This is a genomic window from Acinetobacter sp. LT1, assembly GCF_059800965.1.
This window is the reverse complement of the sequence record NZ_JBBAXE010000005.1, coordinates 38,691-54,849: the sequence shown is the minus strand read 5'-3', so window position 1 is coordinate 54,849 and position 16,159 is coordinate 38,691. Positions and strand designations below refer to the sequence as shown.

General features: G+C 35.5%; 14 protein-coding genes, 4 tRNA genes and 1 pseudogene. 14 read left to right on the top strand and 5 right to left on the bottom strand.

Going from position 1 to position 16,159, the window contains the following annotated elements; translation table 11 throughout:
* The first annotated feature begins 25 nt into the window (after positions 1 to 25).
* The 6 genes from WBW42_RS06230 (at position 26) to WBW42_RS06205 (ending at position 1,911) form a co-directional block, all read left to right on the top strand.
* A tRNA-Leu gene (locus WBW42_RS06230) sits at positions 26 to 110 on the top strand.
* A 55-nt stretch (positions 111 to 165) separates the two neighbouring features.
* Positions 166 to 239: transfer RNA gene (locus WBW42_RS06225), tRNA-Trp, on the top strand.
* A 27-nt stretch (positions 240 to 266) separates the two neighbouring features.
* Positions 267 to 351 (top strand) — tRNA-Leu (locus tag WBW42_RS06220).
* 66 nt (positions 352 to 417) lie between these two features.
* A tRNA-Trp gene (locus WBW42_RS06215) sits at positions 418 to 491 on the top strand.
* Between the two features lie 461 nt (positions 492 to 952).
* Positions 953 to 1,162, top strand: a complete 210-nt coding sequence (locus WBW42_RS06210) for a cold-shock protein (protein WP_002115279.1) — start codon at positions 953 to 955, stop codon at positions 1,160 to 1,162.
* A gap of 278 nt (positions 1,163 to 1,440) precedes the next feature.
* Positions 1,441 to 1,911, top strand: a complete 471-nt coding sequence (locus WBW42_RS06205; protein ID WP_005073517.1) for an AnBLUF65 family BLUF photoreceptors — start codon at positions 1,441 to 1,443, stop codon at positions 1,909 to 1,911.
* On the opposite strand, the gene WBW42_RS06200 is transcribed toward WBW42_RS06205, so the two are convergent.
* A complete protein-coding gene (locus WBW42_RS06200) occupies positions 1,912 to 2,235 on the bottom strand; it encodes a hypothetical protein (protein WP_032005339.1) in 324 nt (107 codons plus the stop codon).
* A 706-nt stretch (positions 2,236 to 2,941) separates the two neighbouring features.
* The gene (locus WBW42_RS06195) at positions 2,942 to 4,093 is read right to left on the bottom strand and encodes an alpha/beta fold hydrolase (protein WP_032055533.1); all 1,152 of its coding nucleotides are present in this window, start codon (positions 4,091 to 4,093) and stop codon (positions 2,942 to 2,944) included.
* Between the two features lie 434 nt (positions 4,094 to 4,527).
* Here WBW42_RS06195 and gltS point away from each other — a divergent pair, with 434 nt between their 5' ends.
* Positions 4,528 to 5,763, top strand: coding sequence for a sodium/glutamate symporter (gltS, locus tag WBW42_RS06190; protein WP_002115276.1), 1,236 nt, complete (start codon positions 4,528 to 4,530; stop codon positions 5,761 to 5,763).
* Positions 5,764 to 5,957: 194 nt separating this feature from the next.
* Positions 5,958 to 7,793, top strand: coding sequence for a monovalent cation:proton antiporter-2 (CPA2) family protein (locus WBW42_RS06185; protein WP_032005343.1), 1,836 nt, complete (start codon positions 5,958 to 5,960; stop codon positions 7,791 to 7,793).
* 67 nt (positions 7,794 to 7,860) lie between these two features.
* Here WBW42_RS06185 and WBW42_RS06180 read toward each other — a convergent pair.
* The 3 genes and pseudogenes from WBW42_RS06180 to WBW42_RS06170 form a co-directional block, all read right to left on the bottom strand.
* A pseudogene (locus WBW42_RS06180) lies at positions 7,861 to 8,229 on the bottom strand (SDR family NAD(P)-dependent oxidoreductase); the annotation flags it as partial.
* Between the two features lie 30 nt (positions 8,230 to 8,259).
* On the bottom strand, positions 8,260 to 8,661 hold the full coding sequence (locus tag WBW42_RS06175) for a DoxX-like family protein (RefSeq protein ID WP_017386491.1): 402 nt from the start codon (positions 8,659 to 8,661) through the stop codon (positions 8,260 to 8,262).
* A 198-nt stretch (positions 8,662 to 8,859) separates the two neighbouring features.
* Complete coding sequence (locus tag WBW42_RS06170) at positions 8,860 to 9,498, bottom strand: TetR/AcrR family transcriptional regulator (RefSeq protein ID WP_032055536.1); 639 nt, start codon at positions 9,496 to 9,498, stop codon at positions 8,860 to 8,862.
* A 583-nt stretch (positions 9,499 to 10,081) separates the two neighbouring features.
* Here WBW42_RS06170 and csuAB point away from each other — a divergent pair.
* The 6 genes from csuAB to csuE all read left to right on the top strand — a co-directional run bounded on the left by csuAB (position 10,082) and on the right by csuE (position 16,101).
* Positions 10,082 to 10,618 carry a Csu fimbrial major subunit CsuAB gene (csuAB, locus tag WBW42_RS06165; RefSeq protein WP_032055537.1) on the top strand — a complete coding sequence of 179 codons (537 nt, stop codon included), beginning with the start codon at positions 10,082 to 10,084 and terminating at the stop codon, positions 10,616 to 10,618.
* Between the two features lie 73 nt (positions 10,619 to 10,691).
* Positions 10,692 to 11,240: a spore coat protein U domain-containing protein gene (locus WBW42_RS06160; RefSeq protein ID WP_032055539.1), complete on the top strand. Its 549-nt coding sequence runs from the start codon at positions 10,692 to 10,694 to the stop codon at positions 11,238 to 11,240.
* 4 nt (positions 11,241 to 11,244) lie between these two features.
* Entirely contained in the window at positions 11,245 to 11,763 is a 519-nt protein-coding gene (locus WBW42_RS06155; protein ID WP_032055540.1) for a Csu type fimbrial protein, read from the top strand.
* Entirely contained in the window at positions 11,757 to 12,590 is an 834-nt protein-coding gene (gene csuC / locus WBW42_RS06150; protein WP_155394906.1) for a Csu fimbrial biogenesis chaperone CsuC, read from the top strand. The genes WBW42_RS06155 and csuC overlap by 7 nt, the downstream gene beginning before the upstream one ends.
* Positions 12,587 to 15,085: a Csu fimbrial usher CsuD gene (gene csuD, locus WBW42_RS06145; RefSeq protein ID WP_284105527.1), complete on the top strand. Its 2,499-nt coding sequence runs from the start codon at positions 12,587 to 12,589 to the stop codon at positions 15,083 to 15,085. Before csuC ends, csuD begins: the two co-directional genes overlap by 4 nt.
* Positions 15,082 to 16,101: a Csu fimbrial tip adhesin CsuE gene (gene csuE, locus WBW42_RS06140; RefSeq protein ID WP_017402994.1), complete on the top strand. Its 1,020-nt coding sequence runs from the start codon at positions 15,082 to 15,084 to the stop codon at positions 16,099 to 16,101. Before csuD ends, csuE begins: the two co-directional genes overlap by 4 nt.
* Positions 16,102 to 16,159 lie beyond the last annotated feature (58 nt).

Here is a 16,159-nt window from a genome sequence, read left to right as displayed (position 1 = left end):
CTTATCGCTAATATACACAGCCATCGGGGGCGTGGCGAAATTGGTAGACGCACTGGATTTAGGTTCCAGCGCCGCAAGGTGTAAGAGTTCGAGTCTCTTCGCCCCCACCACTTTAAGTTAATAACTTAAAGTTTGATGTAGATGTTAGGTCATCTAGATCTTGGAAGAGGATTGGTGTAATGGTAGCATGACGGTCTCCAAAACCGTTCGTCAAGGTTCGAGTCCTTGATCCTCTGCCACATTTATTTTAAATAAATGTCCCAGATGGGGGCGTGGCGAAATTGGTAGACGCACTGGATTTAGGTTCCAGCGCCGCAAGGTGTAAGAGTTCGAGTCTCTTCGCCCCCACCATTAAAAAAGCAAGATTATGATCTTGCTTTTTTTGTGATTAAATCTTGAGTGTTTAATCATGAATATAGAGGATTGGTGTAATGGTAGCATGACGGTCTCCAAAACCGTTCGTCAAGGTTCGAGTCCTTGATCCTCTGCCATCAAATAAAATAAGGCTCCTGTTTAGGAGTTTTTTATTATCTAAAGTTTTTAATTTAAATTATTTCAATTTAAAAAATAACTCTTTTTATTTTGAATCAAGCTATTTTCTAAACAATCTTTTTTAATTTGTGTTTTCAAGAATATTTACCAAAATAAGTTATTATTTAAGCAGGGAATATATTGAATTTGCTGATATTTTTACCTAACTTGTTGTTTTGTATTTATTTACTATAATTTATTGAAATTATTTATATAAAAGCCTTGAATACAAATTTATTTCCTGTATTATTCAGTTAACTAGAAAAAAGACTTGTTAGTAAATCTTCTTTTAAGTATCGTAGTTTTAGTCATAATCCTTCGTTTTTTAAGATATTAAGCTCAATTTGTTATTCTTTTTTCAAAGTTATGATAGGGTCATTATTTAATGATTCTAAAATATTAGAAATCAGTAGGATATATCATGTCTAATACAGTAAGTGGTACAGTAAAGTGGTTTAACGAAACTAAAGGTTTTGGTTTCATTCAACAAGACAACGGTCCAGATGTGTTCGCTCACTTCAAAGAAATCGCAGGTTCTGGTTTCAAAACTTTGCATGAAGGTCAACGCGTAACATTTACCGTTACTCAAGGGCAAAAAGGCCCAAATGCTGTAAATATTATTCCACAATAATATAACAGCAAGTAAAAAAAGCACTTTTTAGTGCTTTTTTTTATTTTAGCTTTTAAAGCAATTTATTGTTCTTTTAGAGCATTAGAAGCCCTCAATAGTAGGGCTTTTTATTTTCTTGTTAATATAAATCATTAGTTATTAAGCTCTTATAGTTAATAATCGAACATATTTTTAATATAAACTTTAGAATATGTGTGAAATATAAATTATTAGTAATAGAGATATGGTAGATTAAAAAATCTTTAAATAAAGAAATTTTATATTTCACGGAATTGCTAATGAACGTTCGCCTGTGTTATGCCAGTCAACGGAACGAAAAAAATGAAGACTTGTTGCAAGATTTACGTGATATTTTGACAGAAGCACGAGATTTCAATGATTTGAATCAGATCTGTGGGGTGCTCTATTATGCCGATAATGCTTTCTTTCAATGCTTGGAAGGTGAGCGAGAGGTGGTTGAACGATTATTTGAAAAAATTACAAATGATGAAAGACACCACAATGTTAAATGGTTGTGTACATATTCCATTGAACAAAACTCGTTTCAACGATGGTCAATGAAATATGTACAACGTAATACAAATATCGAATCTTTCTTTCTAAAAATGGGAGAAAGTACTTTTAATCCTATTCGTCTTGATGAGCAAAACTTAAAAGCTTTCATCAATGAATTAGTCATTGCCGAACAAACTAAAATTAACACAGTTAAGAAAGTGGGTATGGTGAATCGTGGGGTGAAACCATTTTAGCTATTTGGCTATCACGCCAATATGGATGGTCTTGAGTTTAGGTAATATTTTAGTCATGACTAAATATACAATAACTGAACTTGCGAGCATCCATATCACTTCTAAGCTTTGACTAATGACAAACATAGCCCAATAAAAAAAGCTAAATAGGGCGAGACAGAGTCTACTACCTTTAAAATACCAAGTAATAAATATTCCAAACAGTGCAGAAGAGAGAAGGAGATTAATCGTCTCGTTCATTCCTATGTAATTAAAGAAAATAATCAGTAAGCATAAAGCTAACATTGATAGTAAATATACAAATATATTTTTTGCAATAAACATTTTCTATACCCTATCTGATGATTAAAAAGTATCTTTCCTCTGTTTCCAGAGGAAAGATAGTACATATTAATTTTTGAGATTCTTTTTCTATTATTAAGAGTTTTTATATTAATAAAGATGACTTTATCATTTTCTCCAGATCTCTTTATTAATATTCAGCTTTCTATTTAATAGTAAAGAGTGCTTATATGTACTGAAATTAATTATAAGAAAAACAATCATTTGAGTTGTAAGCTTTGGCTTACATAATTGTGAGAGATTGCCTACATTTGTATAAATAATGATCAAATTTTACAAAATTAAATTTACAAAAAAATTTATTTAACAATAACTTAAGTAAATATATTGTTTAGATGAGCTTTACATAAATAACAAAAAGTAACATCAATTTTAAGAGATACTTTTCTTAAAATTTATAAATATTAATAAGAGAAAATTAATTTATTTAAAAAATTTTAACATTTGATAAAATATTGTTTTATTAAATTGTATTTCTAATAAATAAAATTTATGTGTTGAAGGATTTTTAATGTGATTAATAGTGAGGAAATTATATTTATATTTTTGTGTCATCTAGTAATGAGCTGCTTTTGAATTATGAGAAAAAACTACTGCAATATAAATAAAACTAGAATATCAGACTTATAAAATTTAAATTTTGGCCAGCATAGAACTGACTACACTGGCTTTACTGCTTTTGAATTAATTATTCTGAACGAGTAGCTAACCAAGTACTCACTTCTGGCCAGACTGTAGTCGGTGCTTGGCTACCAGAAACTACGCCCATATGGCCACCCGGTACGACTTTAAAGGTTTTGTCTTCGCTACCAATTAAATCCATAAGCGGCTTAACAGCATCAGCCGTCACGATAATATCTGTGTTACCACCGACAGCTAATACTGAACATTTAATGTCTTTTAGATAGGCGGTAAGTTCACCAAATTTAACCACGCCTTTAGACAGCTCATTATCAATCCAGAAGCGGAGAATAATATCGCGCATGACTCCACCTGGGTAAGCCAACATATTATCGATAAATGAGCTTGAGGTTGCATGATCGACAATAAACTCTCGGTTATCTAGATTTTTAAAAAGTTCCCAATATGTTTTCAAATTTCCAATCGGATCCGTTAATTTAAAGCCAAGAGTGTTTTGCCACCCATGAATATGAAATGCTTCACTTGGTACATGATGGCGAATACGAAATGGCGTATGTTTGCGAACCCATTCGGCAGGTTTGGTGAGGCTACCGTAGAGTTTCCCCATATAACCCGCTTTATGTGTGTCGATAGGAGATGCCAGAATAATCAGGTTTTTAATATCTTTATCTTTAAACAATGCGGTATAGCAGAGCGAAAGTGCGCCGCCTAAACTCCAACCATGTAAAGAAAGCTGTTGCTGACCGCTGTGTAGGCGAACTTGCTTTAACATCTCTGGCATGAAAACTTTAATATAAGTACCGAAGTTGTATTTTGCTTGGTGTCGGGTTGGTACGCCCCAGTCAATTAAGTAAACATCAAACCCTTGGGCTAAAAAGAAACGTACAAAACTACGAGTAGGGAACAAATCGTAAATGAGCATGTTCACTGCTAATGGTGGAACAATAACTAAAGGTACGCGGTGTTTAGGAGTAGAGGTATCGGTCTCATTTTTATAATGGCGTAAGGTAATAATTTCATGCTTATGAATCACATCAAAAGGTGTTTTTCCTGACAAAGCTATTTGAGGGCCTCTGAAAAAGAGATCTGATGCATTGATCAGCATGTGAGGTATTTTTTGACCAGCACGTGTCTGAAGAGATTTTTTAATAGATTGTAGCTGTGGAACGTTCTGACGAACTTTAAGCAATAAACTCATTGAATATAAAACCTATAAAGATGTTGCCCAGAACAGTAAAGAGCTGGTCTTTGAAGGATATTAAAGTGAATGATGCAGAAGTTCAGTGACCCAAAAGACAGGATTTTTCTTTAAATGTATCAAGTTAGAGCTTAGCTTAGCGCAATATACTGTTGCTTAAAAAATGAGTAATAAGATTGAGGTAACCAGATGTCTTGATTTCATCACTCGAGCATTAAAACTTTTAAAAAAATTAATTCTCAAAGCAAGATAGAAATTTAGGAGAGGGTACATCATGATTTTTTACTAAATACTTAAAACAATATTTTGATTTATATAGTTATTTTTAAATAAAGATGGTTTTTGTAAAGTTTGTTTGTGTTTTTTTTAAATAATAAAAAATAAAATATAATTATTTTACAATCCATTAGGAATGTAATCAGAAAGTAGCATATATGGAATTTGTTTTTAATGGTTTTTATACACTAATTTCGGCGGTTATCGTCTTATTGTTGGGCCGCTTTCTTGTTAATCGAATTGATTTTTTAAAACGTTATAATATCCCTGAACCTGTAGCTGGTGGTTTGGTTGCTGCTGTAGTTTCTTTACTTGTCCACACTTTGTGGGGGTATAGCATTGTTTTTAGTAGCGAATTACAAACCAGCTTTATGCTCGTGTTCTTTGCTTCAATTGGTTTAAGTGCCAATTTTATGAAGCTTAAAGAAGGTGGTACTGCTTTAGTCATCTTCTTAATTTGTGTTGCATCATTCATTGTTGTGCAAAATGCTGTTGGTATGAGCCTTGCGACATTATTGGGTCTTGACCCACTTATTGGTTTGATTGCAGGTTCAATTACCTTAACAGGTGGTCATGGTACAGCTGGCGCATGGGGTGAAATTTTAGAAACCCAGCATGGTATTCAGGGTGCTTTAGCATTAGGTATGGCGAGTGCGACCTTTGGCTTGATTATTGGTGGTGTGATTGGTGGGCCGTTAGCGAAATTACTCATTAATCGTTACAGTCTTGCTCAACCAAAAACCAATGCTGAAATCCAAAATCGCGACACACATCTTGAACAAAATTCAGATGACCTTGCTCCGTTTGAAAACCCGCATCAAGTCCGTTTAATTACTGCCGATAATGCAATTACTACACTGGGTATGTTTGCAGCATGTTTAGCGTTTGCTGAATTTATGACTGGCTTTAGTAAGGGAACGTGGTTTGAGTTACCAACTTTCGTTTGGGCACTCGGTGGCGGTGTAATCTTAAGAAATATTTTAGAAAGCGTGTTGAAAATTGATATTTTCGACCGCGCGATTGATGTATTTGGTAACGCGTCTTTGTCGCTTTATTTAGCAATGGCATTGCTTTCATTAAAGCTTTGGCAACTTGCCGACTTAGCTGGTCCGCTTGTAGTTATTTTAGGTGCGCAAACCATTACGATGGCTTTATATGCGGCATTTGTGACGTTCCGCGTCATGGGCAAAAACTACGATGCAGCAGTATTAGCAGCAGGTCATTGTGGTTTCGGTATGGGTGCAACACCAACAGCCGTGGCAAATATGCAAGCCATTACTAATATGTATGGTCCATCGCATAAGGCTTTCTTGATTGTTCCGCTTTGTGGCGCATTCTTTGTCGACTTAATTAATGCGACAGTCATTCAGCTCATGCTGAAATTTATTGCCTAATATAAAAAAAGCCCGTTAGGGCTTTTTTTATGGGTGTTTGTCCATGAGTATTTGATTTCTATTTATAGGCTCAATTTTTATTTTCGGATGACTTAAATCATTTAATTTTTAGGATGCTTTTTCTCAAAACTAATAATCGCCCTTAAACCTCGTTTCACATAGAATAAATTGCAGATAAATAAAATGAGAAATGTATGAGCTCAGAAGCACATTCAATTAGCTTGGTTGCCCCTGTGGTTTTATTGGCGGCTGCTGTCATTGCAGTTCCTATTTTTAAACGTATTGGTTTAGGTTCAGTACTTGGTTATTTAATTGCGGGTCTAATTATTGGCCCATTCGGTTTTGCTTTTTTTCAAGATTCCACCGCAATTTTGCATATTGCCGAGTTGGGAATTGTGATGTACCTCTTTGTGATTGGTTTGGAAATGCAACCCTCACATTTGTGGAGTCTTAGGCGCGAAATTTTTGGCCTTGGTACGCTACAGATTATTATTTGCGCGCTGGCTTTGACTGGCGTTGGGCTGTTATTTGGCTTTACATGGCAAGTTGCTTTTATTGGTGCGGCAGGGTTCGTCTTAACCTCGACTGCGATTGTGATGCAGTTATTGGGTGATCGGGGGGATTTGACTCAACCCCGAGGACAAAAGATTGTAGCCATCTTACTATTTGAAGATTTACTCATTGTGCCATTGCTGGCTATTGTTGCTTTTATGGCACCGAATCATGTGGTCGAAAGCACATCGGTACGATTAGAAAATATAGGAATTGGTTTACTCGCAATTGCAGGGCTTATTGCGGCAGGGTATTGGTTACTTAACCCATTGTTTAGACTATTGGCCGCTGCTAAAGCCCGAGAAGTCATGACTGCGGCGGCTTTATTGGTGGTGTTGGGTGCAGCGTTACTGATGCAAGTCAGCGGTTTGACTATGGCGATGGGTGCTTTTTTGGCGGGTGTACTTTTATCTGAATCGACCTTTAGACATCAAATTGAAGCGGATATTGAACCATTCCGAGGAATATTACTGGGCCTGTTTTTCCTTGGGGTCGGTATGTCATTGGACTTATCGGTAGTTGCTCAAAACTGGCAACTTATTGTGAGTGGTGTAATTGCCCTAATGCTTGTCAAAGCGCTCATGATTTATATGGTCGCCCGAGTAACGAAAAGCTCTCATACTGAAGCGTTAGACCGCGCTTTACTTATGGCTCAAGGTGGAGAGTTTGCCTTTGTACTTTTCTCGGCTGCGCTAAGTGCACAAGTTATTGATAGTATCGTTAAATCTAACTTAACCGCCATTGTTGTGCTTTCAATGGTGTTGACCCCAATAGTCGGTATTATTTTCAAACGTTTTACTCAAGCAAAAACGAAGGTTTCATTAGAAAACATCGACATTGCTGACGGGCTAAGCGGTAGTGTTTTAATGATTGGTTTTGGGCGCTTTGGACAGGTTACTAGTCAATTATTATTAGCAAGAGGTGTCGATGTCACCATTATTGATAATAATACCGACATGATTAGAAACGCCGAAAAGTTTGGTTTTAAAATTTATTATGGCGATGGTTGCCGTCTAGATATTCTGCATGCGTCTGGCGCCGCAACAGCACAAGCGATTGTGGTGTGTGTAGATAGCAAGGAAACGACCAATAGAATTGTAGAACTCGTGACCCATGAATTTCCTTTGGCAAAATTATTAGTCCGTTCATATGACCGTGAGCATTCACTGCATTTAGTTAAACAAAAAGTGGACTTTATGATTCGTGAAACGTTTGAATCTGCAGTTAAGTTTGGCGGTGTGATTTTGCAAGAACTGGGTGTAGATGAAGACGAAGTAGAAAGAATTACCGAGGAAATTCGAGATCTCGATAATGAGCGTTTTGAAACTGAAATCGCTGCAGATGACGTCAATGCGGGAGCAGGTATGCAATATACACATACTCATCATCCAAGACCAACTGCGCCATTGATTCGACCAAAACAAGAAGGGCGGATTTTAAATAAAGAAGATACTTCAGAGAATGAGGGTGTGGATTAGTCATAAAGCTCAGTAAGAGTTTTTTAGAAAAGCTTTTACTGAGCATTTTTATTGGTGGAAGTACCTAAGTGCCCAAAATATTAGTTGAAACGGCTGCATTTAATTCATCTGGCTGAAGGTCAATAAACTCTTTCGTTGGGTGGCAGCTGCCTGCGTTATTAATCCACACATTTACTTGTCCAAAATGCTGAATTGCTCCCTCCCATAAGGCTTGTAAATCTGCAATTTGTGTCACATCACAGCATGAACCAATAAATTTTTCTTTACTAAAATGATTTTCTAGGTGAGTGAGAGCATGCTTAAGATGCTCCGCGTTTCGTCCAGCGATGACAACTGAACATCCCAGATCTAAAAAAGCGTGGGCGAGTGCTAAACCTATACCTTTTGTGCTTCCAGTGATGACTACGCAGCCAACTTCACGACTAGATAAACTCATTGAAATCTCTAAATTTTTTTAAAATTAACGCTATTGAGCAGCTTTATGAAAATGAGTTGTTTGCTCTTTTAATAAAAGCAAATAGATAATTGATAAACTTATCATCGAAATATTCATTACGATAGGGTTATAAGGCGAGATAAGTGTAGAAGGTTTTAAAAAACCAATTAAGAATAGTAAACCGAATAAACCTAAAATACTTAAATAGTGAATATATTTATGAGTATAAAAAAGAAACAATAAACCAAAAATAATTTCAGCTATACCGCTCGCGCGCCCTGCAAGTTTTGCATACTCAAAAGAAAGTCCGATGGTTTGCCATACAAATATTTCATCAGAGTTAATAAAAATTAGTTTAGGAACCAGTCCTTGATAAAACCACAAGAAAGCGAGCATAAAGCTTATAAATTTTAATGCTTTAGCATTATCCATTAAGATTCTCTAAAAGATTGAAATTTCAATTTTGATCATTGCGATTATTATGTTTTGATTTAATTTATTCTTCAATAGCTAATAAGACTAGCTAGTTTTTTTAATCATTTCTTATGGTTGTTTTTTAACATTAATGTAGGGATATGATAGGAAAATTTTATATTAAAACATAGCAGAAATACTCCTATGTTTTTAATTTTATGGTTCACTAACTAATCTTGATATATTTTTTAAAAGTATATTTCTTAGAAATTGTTTATAGCATTCATCTGTATTTTTGTTTGAATGTTGAACTAAATAACCGTTGAGCTGTGTAATTATAATTATGGCTCTTTCTTTGTATTCTTCTGATGAGATTTTATTGTGAATAGGGAGTATAATTTTATATATAAGTTCAAAATTATACTTTTGTATCATTGATAAAGAATCATATACATAGGGTAAGTGATCTGAAATAGAAAACACCTCTTTAAATGTATGCGTAATGACCGGTTGTTCTATTTCATATATTATATTAGCGATAATATTCATAAACCGATGCAAGGGTGGCTCATTTGCATTTAAGTTGATTAAAATTTCTATACGCTGTATGTAGTCGAAAATTAATTTATCGAGTAAAGCTTTTAATAAACTATCTTTATTTTGAAAATAATGCTGTAAGGTACTTAAACTAATATTCGATTGAGCTGCAACTCCTCGCATACTAAAACCAGAATAACCTTTGGTAAGAAAAACTATCTCAGCATTTTTTAAGATTTGCTTTACTCTTTCTTGTCCTTTTAGTGTGGTAAAGGACTTCTTTATTTGCATAGTATCAAAGGTATCAATTTTGATCATTATCCAGCCTGTAAGTACTATTTAAAAAAAGGCATTCTAAACCATGAAATTAGAAAAATATAAATAAAATATTTAAATTCTATTAAACTAATTATAGGTCATGTGACCTATAATTTTTTAATATCGGTCATATGACCTAATCTAAAATTAAAAAATAGGTCGAATGACTTATTCTTATCTCTTAAGTAATAGTTAAAATAGGTCGTGTGACCTATTTAAATAATAATGAGTTTCTTATGATTTTATTAAATCTATAAATTATTGTATTTGAATAAATATTGACTAGTTTTTATTTGATGGATGATATTTATTTTCTCTATTTTTTAGACTTTTTTTTAAAGTAGGGGTGGGTATTTAGTTAGGTGTTTTTTTTACTGGTAAAAAAAGAATTTTAAATAAGTAAACATAGTCTTTTTGTAATGTGTGTATACAAGTTAAATAATTGTTATTAAATTGTGAAAAGAATCACACAATAGTAAAAGGTAGTTTGTTTTATATATAAAACAAATTGGACATATTTTATTTATTGAGTTTGATTCATTTTGTTCTACAAAACTAATCATTATATATGTAGGTTATGAATATGAAAAACATTCAGAAATCACTTCTTGCAGCATTAATAGTTGCTGGTTATGCGGTAAATATTCAAGCGGCTGTTACTGGACAGGTTGACGTTAAATTAAATATCTCAACAGGCTGTACTGTAGGTGGTAGTCAAACTGAAGGGAATATGAACAAGTTTGGTACTTTAGATTTTGGTAAAACTTCTGGTACTTGGAACAACGTATTAACAGCTGAAGTCGCTTCAGCAGCAACAGGCGGTAATATTTCTGTGACTTGTGACGGCACGGATCCTGTTGATTTTACAGTTGCAATTGATGGTGGTGAACGTACAGACCGTACTTTAAAAAATACTGCTTCTGCTGATGTAGTTGCATATAACGTTTACCGCGATGCTGCTCGTACAAACCTTTATGTTGTAAACCAGCCACAACAGTTCACTACAGTGAGTGGCCAAGCTACAGCGGTACCAATTTTCGGTGCAATTGCTCCAAACACTGGCACAGCAAAAGCTCAAGGTGATTATAAAGATACTCTATTAGTTACTGTAAATTTCTAAATATAAAAAGAAATAATTGATTGAGTGGCAGGTTTACTTAAAAGCGAGTGAACCTGTTTTAAATGGAGGGGAGATGATATTTAATCGCGGTTCTATATTTATAATTTCTTATTTTTTAATTTCTTCATTAAATGCGGGTGAAATTGGAGCTAAGTTAACAAATCAAATTGAATTATTACCTTCTTGTTCTATTAATAATAAAGTTGTTGAAAATAATGCGACAAATTTAAATTTCGGAACTGTTGATTTTGGTGAAACCTCAACTGGTTTTAATGGGGTGATCGACGCAAGTTTGATGAATAATGGAAACTCTGGTTTACAGATACAGTGTGCTGGTATTTCTACTGTAAAAATAATATTTGGTTCTGGAAATAATGATAGTAAAGTTCCTGCTTCTTTTTCACAAAATTATTATCATGCATTAAGTAATGGTAGAGATTTTGTTGCTTATAACTTGCTCTATGGTTTAGATAGACAAGTGATTAGAGCGAATGATGCTTTTATTCTTAATGATATGAATACTAAAAAGAATATCGATATTTTTGCTCAAGCCATACACGATGGTGGTCGTATATCTAAGGGTGAGTATAGAGATATAGTACCAATTACAATTGAGTTTTAAGAAAATGAAATATTTTTATTTTAAAGCAATATTATTGCTATCTGTAAGTCCATTTGTATATGCGGTAGATCCTCAATTAAATTCTAGTTTTAAAGTTCAGGCTAAAATTGAAAATGGATGCTCAATAGATAATATCGAACAGAAAATGGATTTTGGTCAGTATTCAGCTTTATCAAAAGATAAAGTCGTTTCTAACATTATAAATAGCAAAGAATCTTGGAATATTCGTTGTACTGAAAGCTTGCCTGTTAGTATTTCTATAGATGGTGGTGAAAATCTACAGAATAATATAAGACGTATGAAAAATGGTTCATCTTCGAATTATTTGCCTTATAAGTTATATAACTCTAGCAGTTTGTCTACTGAATATGTTGTCGGTAATAAATATTTATTGCCTGCCACAACACCTACAAACCGTCTGGCAAATTTTGAAATATATGGTGTCGTTGATTTAGAAAATAATAATGAACCACATACTGCTGGAATTTATAAAGATACTGTTTCAATAATGATTACATGGTGATTTGTATGAACAATTCTGCATTTATTAAAAATGGCATTTTAAAATCTTTTTTATTTGCAAGTACATTATCACTTGTTACACCTGTGATGGCGCAAGCAACTTTTTTAATTTGGCCTATTTATCCAAAAATTGAAGCCAATGAAAAAGCAACAGCGGTTTGGCTTCAAAATACCGGCAAGACCGATGCGATGGTGCAAATTCGGGTGTTTAAATGGAATCAAGATGGCTTAAAAGATAACTATAATGAGCAATCCGAAATTATACCAAGCCCGCCTGTAGCTAAAATTAAAGCAGGTGAGAAGCATATGCTTCGTTTAACCAAAAGCGCCAATTTGCCAGATGGCAAAGAACAGTCATATCGGTTGATTGTAGATGAGTTACCGATTCGCCTTTCCGATGGAAACGAGCAAGACGCTTCTAAAGTGAGTTTCCAAATGCGTTACTCAATTCCGTTATTTGCCTATGGAAAAGGTATTGGTAGTGGTTTAACTGAAGAGAGCCAAAAAGCAAATACAAAAAATCCTTTAGCCAAACCCGTTTTACAGTGGTCCGTCCGCAACAATGAGAAAGGCCAGTCTGAGCTATATTTAAAAAATAATGGACAGAAATTTGCGCGTCTTTCGGCACTTAAAACTTCAAAAACTGGCAATGATATTTCTTTAGGGAAAGCTGCTTTTGGCTATGTTTTATCGAATAGTACCGTGAAGTTTGCTATTGATAAGTCGACTGCAAATGAATTGTTAAAAACTTCTAAAATTTATGGTGTTGATAGCTCTGGCATAAAACAAGAGTTAATCGAAATCACCAAAATGGAGGATCCAACATGATCCTTCGGCATAATAATTTATGCAAAAGTATTTTGCTAATTTTGTTGTCGGGTGGATGCTTAAATATTCCAAATGTTGCTGTTGCTGGCGATTTGCCTCCACCACTAAAAGATATTAACGAAATTAATCAATTGTTTAAGCTATATCTAGACTTGGTTGTAAACCAATATTCAGTTCAGCAGGTTGTGCCTGTCATCGTTAAAAATGATGAGTACTTCATACAAAAAAACAAGCTGATCGATGAGTTAGAAATTCAAATTCCTCAGGAGCTACTGACAAACAACGAGACTGCTTTAACCAATCAAGATATCTTAACTTTGGGGTTTAGTGGTGATGCAAGTGACTGGATATCTTTAGATAAGTTGAAAGATGTAAGCTATGAATATCAATCATCAAACCAATATTTTAAGCTTAACTTTCCACCTGCTTGGATGCCGACTCAAGTTTTAGGTAAAGACTCATGGTATAAGCCTGTCGTTGCTCAGTCTGGTATAGGGCTGCTCAATAACTATGATTTTTATACTTATAGACCCTATCAAGGTGTTTCAACCAGTAGTTTATTTACTGAGCAGCGTTTTTTCTCTCCGTTAGGGGTTATTAAAAACTCTGGTGTCTATGTCAAAAATCAATATAAAAATGAAGGTAACGCCGAGTCTTTAGACAATGATGGCTATCGTCGTTATGACACATCTTGGCAATTTGATAACCAAAATAACGCTACATCTTTTGTACTAGGTGACATTATTACCGGTAGTAAAACGACTTGGGGAAGCTCTGTCCGTCTAGGTGGTTTTCAGGTACAGAGAAATTATTCAACTCGACCCGATTTAATTACCTATCCATTGCCACAGTTTATTGGGCAAGCCGCGTTGCCAAGTACAGTCGATTTAATTATTAATGGTCAAAAGACCAGTTCAACAGAGGTACAGTCTGGACCATTTATTTTAAACAATGTTCCTTTTATTAATGGTAAAGGGGAAGCTGTTGTGGTCACGACCGATGCAGTCGGGCGTCAGGTTACAACAGCGGTCCCATTTTATATTTCTAATACTTTGCTCAAGCCCGGCTTATTTGATTACTCATTGTCTTTAGGGAAAATCCGTGAAGACTACGGACTTAAGAACTTTTCTTATGGAAAATTTGCAAGTGCAGCCGATGCCCGTTATGGGGTCAATGACTGGTTTACCGTAGAAGGTCGTACAGAACTTTCTTCAGACTTACAGTTATTGGGTGCAGGGTCTGTACTCAAGCTTGCAAACTTAGGTGTGCTGAGTGCTTCTTTTAGCCAAAGTAAGGCCGATAAGTCTATGTCTGAAGATCGAGCTAAAGATTTAGAGGGTAATCAATATACGGTCGGGTACAGCTATAACCGTAATCGGTTTGGTTTTAGTATTAACCATAACCAGCGCGATGATGAATATACCGATCTTTCACGGCTGCAATATAGCAATTTAATTTCGGTCAATAGCAATAAAAGCTTAACGGCCAATACTTACTTTGCGACCAAAAACTCAGGCACATTTGGCGTCGGTTATATTAATACTAAGGCGAATGACTTTAAAAACCGCTTCTTAAACTTGTCATGGGCACCTGTTTTACCGACTTATATGAATGGTGTGACCGTTTCCTTAAGTGCCAACCGTGACTTTATCGAAAAAGAGTGGAGTGCTGCATTTCAGCTTTCGATACCACTGTTCCAACGAAACGCGACTGTGAACTCGGGTTATGCATTTAATAAAGAGGGCGATACGGGTTATGTTAATTTCAACCGTTCTGTGCCGTCTGAGGGCGGTGTGGGTGTCGACTTGACCCGACGCTTTAATGAAAATAGTGAAGATTTAAATCAGGCACGTGTCAATTACCGCAATGGTTATATCAATACCGACTTTGGTATGTCTGGAAACCATGACTATAACTATTGGTTTGGTCTATCTGGTTCACTTATTTATATGGGGGGTGAGATATTTGCTTCAAACCGTTTAGGCGATTCTTTTGCATTGGTCGATACCAACCAAGTACCAGATGTTTTGGTTAGATACGAAAACAGTTTAATTGGTCGTAGTAATAAAAAAGGCCATATTTTTGTGCCATCGGTGACGCCTTATTATTCGGGTAAATACAGCGTCGACCCAATCGATTTACCTTCAAACTTTACAATCACGCAAGTTGAACAACGTATTGCTGCTAAACGCGGCTCGGGTGTTGTGATTAAGTTCCCAGTTCATCAGTCTATTTCTGCTAACGTTTATTTAACTCAAGCAGACGGCAAACCGATGCCTGTTGGTTCAGTCGTGCATAGAGCTGACCAAGAGTCATCTTATGTGGGAATGGATGGCATTGTCTATTTAGAAAATTTAAAAGCGAACAATACCGTAACTGTTCAACGTTCGGATCAGAGCGTATGTAAGGCAGATTTTTCTGTAGATGTAGAGCAAGCCAAGCAACAGATTGTGGTGGTTAAGCCTGTTACGTGTCATGAGGTATCTTTACCATGAAAATAAAAACAAAAAAATTACTCAGCCATTTATGTATGTTTTCTGGACTGATGTTGGCTGGAAATTTGGCTCATGCTGCATGTAGTGTGAGTGCTTCCGGTTCATCTACTATTTCGGTTCCGTCTATTTACCTAATGGAAAACGGTGAGAATTCTTCACAGTTTAATTCTGGTTTGTCATGTACGGGTTTTAGTCTGGCTTTAGCAAACATGACATATCTAAAATATCGAGTTGAACAAATGTCGAATTCGTTTACCAACGCTCAAACCGGAGAAAAGCTCAATGCTGTTATTTTAGATAGTAACAATGAAATCATTAGCTTAGGCCAAGAAAAAGACATGAGTAGCTTTACACTGGTCAATCTTTTTAGCGGGCCAGATGGTAATTTGCCTTTTTATATACGCCTTCCGGCTGGGCAAAGCGTATCACCTGGTGTTTATCAGGCTGATTCACCGTTAAAAGTAAAATGGTTCTATTCGGTACCAGGGGTTGCTATTGCCGGAATCGGTATATTCTTTGAAAGCCCAGGATTTAAACGCGGGGTATTGGGTATCGGTTTTAACTGGGGAACTGGAACAGACTCGCTTGGTTCACTGTCAATTACTGTACTTCCGGACTGTCGAATTTTAGCTCAAGACGTAAACTTTGGTACAGCAGCGTTTGCTTCCAAGCTTGAACCTGTCCAGTCTTCTATGGGAATCCGTTGCTCGGTAAATACCCCATACTATGTCAGTTTAAATAATGGACTTTCCCCTCAAAATGGCGACCAACGAGCTATGAAGTCGCAAACTGGTAATACATTTTTAAAATACGATATTTTCAAGAACTCATCGAATGATCGATGGGGAAGTGGTAACGAGCGTTGGTCGAGTTTAAATGCGACTCTTAACCCCGGTGTACATAACGGAGTGACGCAGCAGAGCTATGTGTTTACCACAAAAATTGTTGATGAAAATGCAGACACGATCCCTGCGGGAACTTATCAAGACACGGTCACGGTACAAGTCGAGTTTTAAAATTTGTTTGGTTTGGTGTGAAAGATAAAAGCTCAGTTCATGGGCTTTTTGTCTTTAA